Here is an 11,962-nt window from a genome sequence, read left to right on the forward strand (position 1 = left end):
AAGCCCCTACAATTAACGTTTGCTTGACATATTATTAACATCCCACAAGGAGAAAAAAAGCCATGAGCCAAATACATAAGCACAACATTCCCGCGAACATCGCGGACAATTGCCTGATAAACCCGGAGCAGTACCAATCCATGTACCAACACTCGGTACATGACCCCGATGCATTCTGGGGCGAACAAGGGAAGATCCTTGATTGGATCAAACCTTATAAAAAGGTGAAAAACACCTCTTTCGCCCCTGGTAACATCTCTATCAAATGGTATGAAGACGGCACCCTGAATCTGGCCGCCAACTGCCTGGACAGGCATCTGAAAGATCGCGGCGATCAAACGGCGATCATCTGGGAAGGCGACGACGCTACCCAGAGTAAAACCATTACTTATCGCGAACTGCATCGCGAAGTGTGCCGTTTTGCCAATACCCTGGTAGAGCTGGGCATCAAGAAAGGTGATGTGGTCGCAATTTATATGCCGATGGTGCCGGAAGCCGCCGTTGCAATGCTGGCCTGTGCGCGTATCGGTGCCGTGCATTCGGTGATCTTTGGCGGCTTTTCTCCAGAAGCGGTCGCGGGCCGTATTATCGACTCCAACTCTCGCCTGGTGATTACCGCCGATGAAGGCGTACGCGCCGGGCGTTCTATTCCGCTGAAGAAAAACGTCGACGACGCGCTGAAAAATCCAGGCGTTAAAACCGTTGAACACGTGATTGTACTTAAACGTACCGGTGGAAATGTTGAGTGGCATGAAGGCCGCGATCTGTGGTGGAACGAACTGGTCGAAAAAGCCAGCACACACCACCAGCCGGTGGAGGTCAACGCCGAAGATCCGCTGTTTATCCTGTACACCTCCGGTTCAACCGGCAAGCCAAAAGGCGTGCTGCACACCACGGGTGGCTATCTGGTATATGCCGCCACCACCTTTAAATATGTATTCGATTACCACCAGGGCGACGTTTACTGGTGTACCGCCGACGTGGGTTGGGTCACCGGCCACAGCTACCTGCTTTACGGCCCGCTGGCGTGCGGTGCCATCACGCTGATGTTTGAAGGCGTACCAAACTGGCCAGCACCAAACCGTATGGCACAGGTAGTTGATAAACATAAAGTGAATATTCTCTACACCGCACCAACTGCGATTCGTGCGCTGATGGCTGAAGGCGATAAAGCGATTGAAAATACCGATCGTTCGTCGCTGCGCATTTTGGGTTCGGTGGGTGAGCCTATCAACCCAGAAGCGTGGGAATGGTACTGGAAGAAAATCGGTAACGAAAAATGCCCGGTGGTCGACACCTGGTGGCAAACCGAAACCGGCGGTTTCATGATTACTCCGCTGCCTGGTGCAATCGAGCTGAAAGCAGGTTCCGCCACACGCCCATTCTTTGGCGTTCAGCCCGCTTTAGTGGATAACGAAGGTAATCCCCAACAGGGTGCAACCGAAGGCAACCTGGTGATCACCGATTCGTGGCCAGGCCAGGCGCGCACGCTGTTTGGCGACCACGAACGTTTCGAGCAGACCTATTTCTCGACGTTTAAAAATATGTACTTCAGCGGTGACGGCGCGCGTCGTGACGAAGACGGTTATTACTGGATTACCGGACGCGTGGACGACGTGCTGAACGTTTCCGGTCACCGTCTGGGCACCGCAGAAATCGAGTCAGCCCTGGTGTCGCACCCGAAAGTCGCTGAAGCGGCAGTGGTTGGGATCCCGCATAACATTAAAGGCCAGGCGATTTACGCGTATGTGACGCTAAACCACGGCGAAGAACCGACACCTGAGCTGTATACCGAAGTGCGTAATTGGGTGCGCAAAGAGATTGGCCCACTTGCCACACCGGATATCCTGCACTGGACTGATTCACTACCGAAAACGCGCTCCGGCAAAATTATGCGCCGTATTTTGCGCAAAATCGCCGCCGGCGATACCAGCAACCTTGGTGATACTTCAACGCTTGCCGATCCGGGTGTTGTTGAGAAGCTGCTGGAAGAAAAACAAGCCATTACCATGCCTTAATCGCTCTTTCCCTCACCCTAACCCTCTCCCCCAGGAGAGGGAATATAAAAACCCTTTCCCCACAGGATTTTGCGTTGCAGGAAGGCGGCAAACGAGCGTGTCCCCAGGAGCATAGATAACTATGTGACTGGGGTGCGCGAGAGCAGCCAACACACCTGCGGCGTAAAAGACGAAGGGGAAACCTCTGGAGAGTCTGTGATGAATAACATTTATCAACAGATAGAAGACAGTGAGCATTTCAGGGAGTTAGTCGCTAAACGGCAACGGTTTGCCACCATTTTATCTCTCATCATGCTGGTGATTTACGTCAGCTTTATTTTGCTGATTGCCTTTGCTCCCGGCTGGTTGGGCACGCCTTTACACGAAGGCACCACCGTGACGCGTGGCATTCCCATTGGTGTTGGCGTGATTTTGATCTCTTTCTTCCTGACAGGGGTCTATGTCTGGCGGGCGAACGGCGAATTTGACCGCCTGAACAATGCTGTTGTGCGCGAGGTGAAGGTATCATGAAACGTCTTTTCGGCGTCTTTGCCGCACCGCTCCTGAGCCTGCCTGCGTCTGCCTTTGCGGCAGATGCGATTACGGGGGCTGTGCAGCGCCAGCCAACCAACTGGCAGGCGATCATTATGTTCGTCATTTTCGTCGCCTTTACTTTAGGCATTACTTACTGGGCGTCAAAACGCACCCGCACCCGTAGCGATTACTACACCGCAGGCGGCAATATCACGGGCTTCCAGAATGGCCTGGCGATTGCGGGCGATTATATGTCTGCCGCGTCGTTCCTCGGGATTTCGGCACTGGTATTTACCTCCGGCTACGACGGCCTAATTTACTCGCTGGGCTTTTTAGTCGGCTGGCCGATTATTCTGTTCCTGATTGCTGAACGCCTGCGTAACCTGGGTAAATACACCTTTGCTGACGTGGCTTCGTACCGTCTGAAGCAAGGGCCAATTCGTATTCTGTCGGCCTGTGGTTCACTGGTCGTCGTGGCGCTTTACCTGATTGCCCAGATGGTCGGCGCAGGTAAACTGATCCAACTGTTGTTCGGCCTGAACTACCACGTTGCCGTGGTGTTGGTTGGCGTGCTGATGGTGATGTACGTGTTGTTTGGCGGCATGCTGGCAACGACGTGGGTACAAATCATCAAAGCGGTTCTGCTGCTGTTCGGTGCAAGTTTCATGGCCTTTATGGTGATGAAACACGTCGGTTTTAGCTTCAATAATTTGTTTGCCGAAGCCATCGCTGTCCACCCGAAAGGTGTTGCGATCATGAGCCCAGGCGGGCTGGTGAAAGACCCGATATCAGCGCTTTCGCTGGGATTAGGTTTGATGTTTGGTACCGCCGGTTTACCGCACATTCTGATGCGTTTCTTCACCGTAAGCGATGCCCGCGAAGCGCGCAAAAGCGTGCTTTATGCCACCGGTTTCATGGGCTATTTCTACATCCTGACCTTTATCATCGGCTTTGGCGCAATCATGTTGGTGGGGGCAAACCCGGCCTTTAAAGATGCGGCTGGCGCATTGATTGGCGGCAATAACATGGCTGCGGTTCACCTGGCTGATGCCGTGGGTGGCAGCTTGTTCTTAGGCTTTATTTCGGCAGTCGCCTTCGCCACGATTCTGGCGGTGGTCGCCGGTTTAACGCTTGCAGGTGCGTCTGCGGTGTCGCATGACCTCTACGCTAACGTATTCCGCAAAGGGGCATCTGAACGTGATGAGCTGAAAGTGTCGAAAATCACCGTTCTGGTGCTGGGTGTGGTGGCTATCCTGCTGGGGATTTTGTTCGAGAAACAAAACATCGCCTTCATGGTCGGCCTGGCGTTCTCTATTGCGGCGAGCTGTAACTTCCCTATTATTTTGCTCTCAATGTACTGGTCAAAACTGACCACACGTGGCGCGATGGTAGGTGGCTGGCTCGGCTTGCTGACCGCGGTCATTCTGATGGTCCTCGGCCCAACGGTTTGGGTACAGGTTCTCGGCCACGCTTCAGCCATCTTCCCGTATGAATACCCTGCACTGTTCTCGATTCTGGTGGCATTTGTCGGTATCTGGGTATTCTCCATCACCGATAACAGCCCTGAAGGCAATCTGGAACGTGAGAAATTCCGTGCTCAGTTCATCCGTTCCCAAACCGGGATTGGTATCGAACAAGGTCGCGCACACTGATCGTTTTGCCCTTCCCGGCTCGCCTGAGCCGGGAAATTTCTCGCCGATCGACTTCGCATTTTCCCTCGCTCGATACGCCGTTGCTCACAGTTTTCCGCCCAGCAAAAGTGATTCGCGTCACAGAGAATTTCTCCATTCTGCGAGATTGATCGCGAGTTTAGCCATTGCCAGTCGTAGCGCTGTTTTGCGCACCGATTGCCGCACGACAATCCCAGTCCACCTTCATATGATTATCTCAACAGGCTCGCGGCGAAATCACGTAACCGTTCAGCATTGAGCAGTAATGAAACATAGTGCGGGCTACCTGCTGGCGGCGAATCAGCCCAACGTTCCAGCGTATCGGCAAAACGCAGCAGTGTTTCCCGATGCCCGGTGGACGTCTTCAACACCTGGGCAGCATCACCGTAATGTTCGCTCATTTGCATGTCGCTGACGGCGAAAGCAACGCGTGAGAACAGCTGGCCGTACATTTCGGCGTTACGCCAGGCGGCTTCAAGGCGTTCCAGCGTGTCGTTGGGGCAGGTGATGCGTAGTTCGCGGAGTTGTTGTACCGCAGAGGCGACAAGAAACTGGGCGCTCTCTTTTTCAAGTCCAATCAACTGGCGTTGATCGGCACCGAGTTTAGGATCGTCTGTTGGAAACAGCGGCTGAAAAGCCTGTACCCAGTTGGCGCTACGAATGTCGGTATGCAGCAGTTGCTGCGCCTGAGCATAGCTTTCCGGGATTTGGCTTTGGTAGTGCATGCGCCGCCCGAGAAGATTCGGTGTTTTGCAAAGCCAGTCGTAACTTGAGGTGTACAAATCGCTAAAACGCTGGCGGTCCAGCTTGCTGTGGAAACCCAGTTTTTGCTGCTCAATCCAGCGGTCGATGACAGAAGAAGGCGCGGTGTTATTCGCAGCACTTAAGCCGAAAAGATTGATGGCATTGGCGGAATCCATCGTCAGTCCGTCAGGCAGCCACTGCCAGGTTACGCGTGATGTGATGGTTTCGATGTTGTGGTCTGCGAGGCTGGTTGCCCAGCTTAAACGCCCCTGGATTTCATCGCCCAGATAACAGGGCAGGATCGTCCAGCCGTAGCCGGTGCCCCAGAGATCGTATTCGATCCATTTTTTACGCCCGCTGAGCGCGACAATATTCGGGTGGTTAGCAAAACCCGGATGGTAATCCAGTTCTGTGGCTTTTATCGAAGCGCGAACATCATCCGGCAGGCCCGATAGCACACGAGAAAGCTGTTGGCGCGGCCAACTGGTATCAATGAAATCGCGCAGAATGAGTTTTTTACCCTGAGCGCGTAACAGGCTCCAGACGTGATGCAGGCTTTGCTGCCAGCCGTCGGTCTGAAACTGCGGGGTGGTCAGGCTCAATATCAAACCGCTGAGGTGCGGTAATAACGGTAATAACCGGGTCAATATCGACGAATAAAACTGTTTCCAGAAATCGGGCGTACTGCGCTCATCAAAAGAAAACTCAGGAAATTTACGTCTGATGATGTCATCGGTCGGCGCGGCTTCGCCTTGTAGCCAAAAGCTGAGGTTATTTTCCTGCAAATAAGCACTGACCTTTTTTAAATATTGCAGGGCGTTTTTTTGCTGGTGAATAAGATTTTCAACGTCGTGGCGGTAACTCAACGGTGACGGTGTTGCCAGCAGCGAAAGCAACTCCTGCTGATGAAGAATAATGCCGGTAAAACCGTGAACTCTGGCGGCATTGACACAAGAAACAAACCACGGCCAGTGCCAAATAAACGGGCTGTTTAACTCCATTAATTGATGCGGAACCAGTTTCATACGCATTACCGAAAATAAAGCCAGGTTGGAATTGTAGGGTGGATAAACGTCAGCGTCATCTACCCCTTATTAAATATGAGGATATTATGAAAAAGTATGCGTTGGTGGGAACCGGTGGCCGAGCGGGCTTATATATCGAGGCGATCGGTGGAAAATGGAAGGACAATGCGCAGTTAGTCGCTTTTTGCGACACCAATCAGACGCGCATGAATTACGCCAATAAGCTGCTGACCAACACAGGTGCGGCGCAGGCGTCCACCTGGAAAGCTGCGGATTTCGAAACCATGATCCGCGAAACACGCCCGGATATTGTCATTGTCACCACCATGGACCGTACGCATGACGATTACATCGTGCGAGCGCTGCACGCGGGTTGCGATGTGATTACCGAAAAACCGATGACCATTGATGAGCAGCGCGCCCTGCGCATTCTGGATGCCATCGAACAGACTGGCCGGGAAGTGCGCGTCGCATTTAATTATCGTTATGCGCCGCACCACAGCAAAATCCGTGAACTGCTGATGGATGAAACCATTGGTGAAGTGTTCTCGGTACATTTCGAATGGTTACTCAACACCGAACATGGTGCGGATTATTTCCGTCGCTGGCACCGCGAAAAACGTAATAGCGGCGGCCTGCTGGTGCATAAATCCACCCATCACTTTGACCTGATGAACTTCTGGCTGGGCAGTTATCCGGAACGTGTGTATGCGGAAGGCGGCCTGCGTTTTTATGGTAAAGAGAATGCAGAAAAGCGCGGTGTTTCGCAGTTTTATCCACGAGCTCATGGTTTTGCTGCAGCCAAAGATGATCCGTTTGCGCTACACATGGAGGACAATGCGCAGCTCAAGGCGCTGTATCTGGAAGCGGAACACGAAGACAATTATTTCCGCGACCAGAGCGTATTCAGCGATGGGATTAACATCGAAGACACGCTGTCGGTGATGGTTAAATACCAAAACCAGGTACAGATGACCTATTCACTGAACGCATATTTGCCGTGGGAAGGGTTGAACGTGGTGTTCAACGGTAGTCGCGGGCGGCTTGAGATGAAACTGGTGGAGATGTCTTACGTCAACGCTGGCGGCGAACGTGAAAATGAAGGCAGTCTGGAAAGTTGCGACATCACTGTATTCCCGATGTTTTCAGCACCTTACAAAGCCGATTTCAGTATTGGCGCGGGTGGGCACGGCGGTGGCGATAACGCGATGCTGGCCGACTTATTTGGCGAGCCGGGTCACGACCCACTCAAACGTGCCGCCGATCACCATGACGGGGCGATGTCGATTCTGACCGGTATTGCCGGGAATATTTCGATGCAACAACAACGCCCGGTTTGTTTTAAAGAGTTTGAGCTGGTTTCACGGCTAAAAAGTAAGTAAGCACTTACTGGGTTATGTCGGGCAGTGCCTCACTGCCCAACATTTTATTTAGGATTTATCAGAACATAAGCCAGCGCTAATATGTGCGCAAACAGCAGCTATCTAAAGGAAAAATTAATGCGCACATTATTGCTGGCATCACTCCTGCTAATGGGTTGCACCGTTCATGCACAGACGCCTGAAGCCACCGTTAGTGATTTTTATCATTTTTACTTAACGGATTTTGTCTCTGACAGTAACGAGAATCCTCTGACCTCCGCCAAAATGCGGCAATACGTCGCGAAAGAAACGCTGGCAAGGCTTGAAGCCATTCAGGGTATCGAAGAGCAAGAGATCGTAGAGGCGGACTATTTCACCTACTGCCAGGATTATGCGCCCGAATGGATATCTGCTCTTGAAGTCGGGGCCGCCCAGGATGATGCAGGAGGTAAAGTGCTGGATGTCTGGTTGGGTATTGAGGGAGGCAAAAAGCTAAAGCTTCGCGACTATTTGCGCAAGGAAGACGGGAACTGGAAAATCTACCGGGTGGTGGATGTTTCGAACGGATTTGAGCAGAACATATTTGATGATAAAGCGATTAGTGCAGCCAAAGCCCACGCAGCCACGCTCTCCAAAAACTAGCGATGAAATGTCGGGCAGTGCTCACTGCCCGACACAGCATTCACAGCTCATCAGAACATCAACCAGCGAACAACGGGTGCTAACAGCACCATAATGATGCCGGAAAACATCATCACCAAACTGGCAACCACGCCTTCCTGCGGACCCAGCTCGTAAGAACGTGCAGTACCTGCACCGTGAGAAGCAGCACCGAAACCAGCCCCTTTTGCCATCCCTTCACGAATCGCAAGACGCAAAAACAGCACATCACCGATCGCCATTCCAAAAACGCCGGTCACTACCACAAACAGCGCCACGAGTTCAGGTTGCCCGCCGAGAGGTTTTGCCGCCGCCAGTGCAAAAGGAGTGGTAATCGAGCGCACCGCAAGGCTGCGTTGGATTTCATCCGACAAAGTAAACAACCGCGCCAGCCAGACCGAACTGGTCACCGCCACAACCGTTGCGGTGATAACGCCTGCGGTGAGTGACATCCAGTGACGTTTTATCACCTTGAGATTGTCATAAACCGGTACGGCAAATGCGATTGTCGCCGGGCCAAGCAGCCACAATAGCCAGTGCGCCTCACCCATGTAGTTTTGATAGGAGATATGGCCAAAAATGAGCATTGCCACCAGCAGTAATGGGGTCAAAACCAGCGGCATTAACGGCAGTTTGCGAAAGCGGCGATAGAGTTTTTTATTGGCAAAGTAGAGCCCTAGAGTGATCACCAGGCACAGAATACTCAACTGGAAATTTTTCACAGCTTAGCCTGCCTGCGCGCTTCTCGCGCCAGTTCAAAACGGTAGACCTTATCCACCACCAGCGCAGTTGCACCGAGCACCAGCGTCGTGCTGATAGCAATGACCAGGAAAATGCGCCAACCATCGACCATCAGCAGTTCAGCGTAATTCACCACCGCGACCACCGCAGGCACAAAGAACAGCAACATTTCAGCCAGTAACCAGCGAGAGCCTGCACGCACCCATTTCATCGGCACCACACGACAAACTATCAGCGCCAACAGCAGCAACATCCCGACCAGATTTGCAGGCAGCGGCAAATGCCACCATTCCACTAACTGCTGAGCAAAAACAAACAATCCCGCGTATAGCGCAACTTGCACAGGCACTTGCATGCGGCGAAAAATAACCGGCGTAAAACCACGTAACGCCACAGCCATGAGAATGGCACTCCAAAAAAAGTTGAGGTGGCGATTATAGTTAGCCGACGTCATTGAAAGAAATGAATTAAAATCATCACAGGTATAGTCAACAGGAATAGTTATGGACATCAGGACACTGCGTTATTTTGTTGAGGTGGTCCGCCAGCAAAGTTTTACCCGCGCTGCCCAGAAGATGTTCGTCACTCAGCCGACCATCAGTAAGATGCTGCGCAATCTCGAAGATGAGCTCGGTTGCACGTTGCTGATTCGTGATGGGCGAAAACTCTTACTGACGGATACCGGCGAGGTGGTTTACCAACACGGTTTGGCTATTTTGGCGGAATTTCGCCAGTTGGAAGCCGAATTGGGTGACATTAACCATCTCAACAAAGGCGTTCTGCGCCTCGGCATTCCTCCTATGGTCGGCATGTTAATGGCGGGGCCCATTAGCCTGTATCGCCAGCGTTACCCGGGGGTCGAGCTGAAGATTTCTGAATTTGGCGGCTTGACGGTGCAACAAGCGGTGCTCAATGGCGAGCTGGATTTAGCCATGACCGCCCTCCCGGTAGAAGACGAGCATACGTTCTCCACGTTGCCCTTGGTCCAGAATCCGCTCTGCGTTTTGGTGCCGCGCTCCGGCCCGTGGACGACACGTGAAAGCATTGATCCCATCGAACTGGCCGCCCATCCGTTACTCATCTACAACGAAGATTTCGCGCTAAGCCGCCAGTTGATTCAGCTGTTTCAGGAGCATGGATTTACACCGCGTATTGCGGTGCGCAGCGGGCAGTGGGATTTCCTCGCCGCCATGGTGCAGGCCGGCGTTGGGATTGCGATTTTGCCAGAGACTATTTGCCAGCGGCTTGATAAAAACACGCTGATGTGGCTACCGTTAAACAGCGATTTGACGTGGCAACTGGCGATGATTTGGCGTGAAGGGGTTTATATTTCGCATAGCGCTCAGGCGTGGATTTCATGCTGTAAGGAGTTTTGGCCGGAGCATCCGTAGGATGCCCTCACCCCAACCCTCTCCCACAGGAGAGGGAGAAACCGCGCACAGTTGAGGGAGAAACCGCCCCCAATCATTTCGCTTAACAGTCCCTTCTCCCTCAGGGAGAAGGTTAGGATGAGGGTTGTTTTGCCCGTTACTGCTGTTCAACCAGCAAAGCTTCGAGCAAATCGAGATCGTGCAGCAACTTCATCAAAGTGTCATTGCTGATTTTCTGCGTTGCGCGTAAATGGTAAAGCTCGGCGCGCTCGGAACGTAACGCGGCAAGACGGAAACGGCGCTCAAGGTTCTCTTCAAGTTCGCTGCTTTCCATATCATTTCGCCCATCAGCACGACGGCGTAAGTTCCCTATCACGCGTGAACTTACCTCTTTGAGCAACTGATCATCGATGTTCTCGTTAACGTCAGATTGCAGGCGCTGTTCCATTTTCTCAATCGCGGTGATCGCGACTTCTGCCGTTGCCGCACGGGCAATTCGCTCCTCCTGGCGTGCCACCGACTTGTCAGGAACTTCCACATTGCGCAGCAAAATCGGCAACATGATTACCCCAGTAAACAGTGAGAACAGAATCACGCCTGCCGCGAGGAAGATGAGCTCATAACGCGCCGGGAATGGCGTTCCATCACCTAACAGCAGCGGAATGGACAACACACCGGCAAGGGTGATGGCCCCACGAACACCCGCAAACGAGGCAATGCCCAACTCGCGCATAGTGTAAGAGCCGAACGCCAGTGGGCGCTTTTTCATAAAGCGTAAACTGATGCGTTTCATTGACCACAGCCACAAGAAACGCACGCCAATCAGGGCGAAATAGATAAGCCCGACATCGACAAACAGCATCCACAATTCCACGTTCGGATCGGCGTTTGCCGCCGCAATAGACGTCTTCATGATGCCGGGTAATTGCAGGCCTAACAGCAGGAACACCATGCCGTTAAACACAAACTCGAGCATTGCCCAGACGCTGTTTGCGCGCAGGCGCATCGTCAGCGGTGCGCTGCGCAACACACCAGAACGGGTGATGGTCATCCCTGCGGCAACTGCCGCCAGAATGCCGGAAACGCCGATGTGTTCCGCAATCAGGTAAGACGCGAATGGCAACAGTAACAGCAGCAGGATTTGTGTGGCAGGCTCGTCACCGCTCCAGCGGCTCATCAGACGTAACGATTTGCCGTACAGCCAGCTCACGGCGATCCCGGCCAGCAGGCCGCCAATTGCCACTTTGAAGAACTCAAATGTTGCCCCGCCGACGCTAAACACCATCGTACCCACGGCAACCGCCACGGCCATTTTCAACGACACCAGGCCGGAGGCGTCATTCATTAGCGCTTCGCCCTGCAAAATCCCCATGATTTTCTTCGGAATACGCCCTTCTCCGACGATGCCCGAAAGCGCCACGGCATCTGTCGGCGAGAGCACCGCCGCCAGCGCAAATGCAGGAATTAACGGGATCCCCGGCACCACAGCATAAATCAGGAAGCCAATACCGACGACGGTGACCAGCACCAGAACCAGCGCAAGGCCGATGATTTCGCGCCCGTGATGGAGAAATTCGTTTGTCGGGGTTTTCCAGCCATCGGCAAACAGCAACGGTGGAATAAACAGCACCAGAAACAGTTCCGGGTTGAAATCGACATGCAAACCGAAGTGCGGCCAGGCGAGCACCGCACCTATCGCTATCTGCATTAACGGGAGCGGGATCTGGAATGGCAGCATACGTGTCGCAACCCCAGATAAAGAGACCACAAGGGTCATGATGAGAATAGTAAAGAAGATTTCCATGCTTTCCTTAGTCGCGGTGTTTTGTGAAACCCTTTTTGCAGGATGTTGTTCTACTA

General features: G+C 52.9%; 10 protein-coding genes. 6 read left to right on the plus strand and 4 right to left on the minus strand.

Translation table 11 applies throughout. The features are described from left to right. Nucleotides 1-62 precede the first annotated feature (62 nt). The 3 genes from acs (at nucleotide 63) to actP (ending at nucleotide 4,183) form a co-directional block, all read left to right on the plus strand. Nucleotides 63-2,018 (plus strand): acetate--CoA ligase, encoded by a 1,956-nt coding sequence (gene acs / locus OH773_RS19925; protein ID WP_270141266.1) that lies wholly within the window; start codon nucleotides 63-65, stop codon nucleotides 2,016-2,018. 198 nt (nucleotides 2,019-2,216) lie between these two features. Next, a complete protein-coding gene (locus OH773_RS19930) occupies nucleotides 2,217-2,528 on the plus strand; it encodes a DUF485 domain-containing protein (RefSeq protein WP_183272691.1) in 312 nt (103 codons plus the stop codon). Next, a complete protein-coding gene (gene actP, locus OH773_RS19935) occupies nucleotides 2,525-4,183 on the plus strand; it encodes a cation/acetate symporter ActP (protein ID WP_270141268.1) in 1,659 nt (552 codons plus the stop codon). The genes OH773_RS19930 and actP overlap by 4 nt, the downstream gene beginning before the upstream one ends. Before the next feature lie 230 nt (nucleotides 4,184-4,413). Here actP and OH773_RS19940 read toward each other — a convergent pair whose 3' ends face one another. Further along, nucleotides 4,414-5,970 carry a hypothetical protein gene (locus tag OH773_RS19940; RefSeq protein ID WP_270141270.1) on the minus strand — a complete coding sequence of 519 codons (1,557 nt, stop codon included), beginning with the start codon at nucleotides 5,968-5,970 and terminating at the stop codon, nucleotides 4,414-4,416. A gap of 86 nt (nucleotides 5,971-6,056) precedes the next feature. Here OH773_RS19940 and OH773_RS19945 point away from each other — a divergent pair, with 86 nt between their 5' ends. Continuing rightward, on the plus strand, nucleotides 6,057-7,352 hold the full coding sequence (locus tag OH773_RS19945) for a Gfo/Idh/MocA family protein (RefSeq protein WP_183272424.1): 1,296 nt from the start codon (nucleotides 6,057-6,059) through the stop codon (nucleotides 7,350-7,352). Nucleotides 7,353-7,469: 117 nt separating this feature from the next. Then, on the plus strand, nucleotides 7,470-7,973 hold the full coding sequence (locus OH773_RS19950) for a YbjP/YqhG family protein (RefSeq protein ID WP_270141272.1): 504 nt from the start codon (nucleotides 7,470-7,472) through the stop codon (nucleotides 7,971-7,973). 50 nt (nucleotides 7,974-8,023) lie between these two features. Here OH773_RS19950 and OH773_RS19955 read toward each other — a convergent pair whose 3' ends face one another. Beyond that, a complete protein-coding gene (locus OH773_RS19955) occupies nucleotides 8,024-8,713 on the minus strand; it encodes an LrgB family protein (RefSeq protein ID WP_270141274.1) in 690 nt (229 codons plus the stop codon). Continuing rightward, nucleotides 8,710-9,132: a CidA/LrgA family protein gene (locus tag OH773_RS19960; protein ID WP_270141276.1), complete on the minus strand. Its 423-nt coding sequence runs from the start codon at nucleotides 9,130-9,132 to the stop codon at nucleotides 8,710-8,712. Before OH773_RS19960 ends, OH773_RS19955 begins: the two co-directional genes overlap by 4 nt. A 103-nt stretch (nucleotides 9,133-9,235) precedes the next feature. Between OH773_RS19960 and OH773_RS19965 the strand changes: the two genes are divergently transcribed. After that, nucleotides 9,236-10,123, plus strand: coding sequence for a LysR family transcriptional regulator (locus tag OH773_RS19965; RefSeq protein ID WP_270141278.1), 888 nt, complete (start codon nucleotides 9,236-9,238; stop codon nucleotides 10,121-10,123). Between the two features lie 136 nt (nucleotides 10,124-10,259). Here OH773_RS19965 and OH773_RS19970 read toward each other — a convergent pair whose 3' ends face one another. Further along, entirely contained in the window at nucleotides 10,260-11,906 is a 1,647-nt protein-coding gene (locus OH773_RS19970) for a Na+/H+ antiporter (RefSeq protein WP_270141281.1), read from the minus strand. Nucleotides 11,907-11,962 lie beyond the last annotated feature (56 nt).

The organism is Buttiauxella sp. WJP83 (genome assembly GCF_027594725.1).
GTDB classification, from domain to species: domain Bacteria; phylum Pseudomonadota; class Gammaproteobacteria; order Enterobacterales; family Enterobacteriaceae; genus Buttiauxella; species Buttiauxella selenatireducens.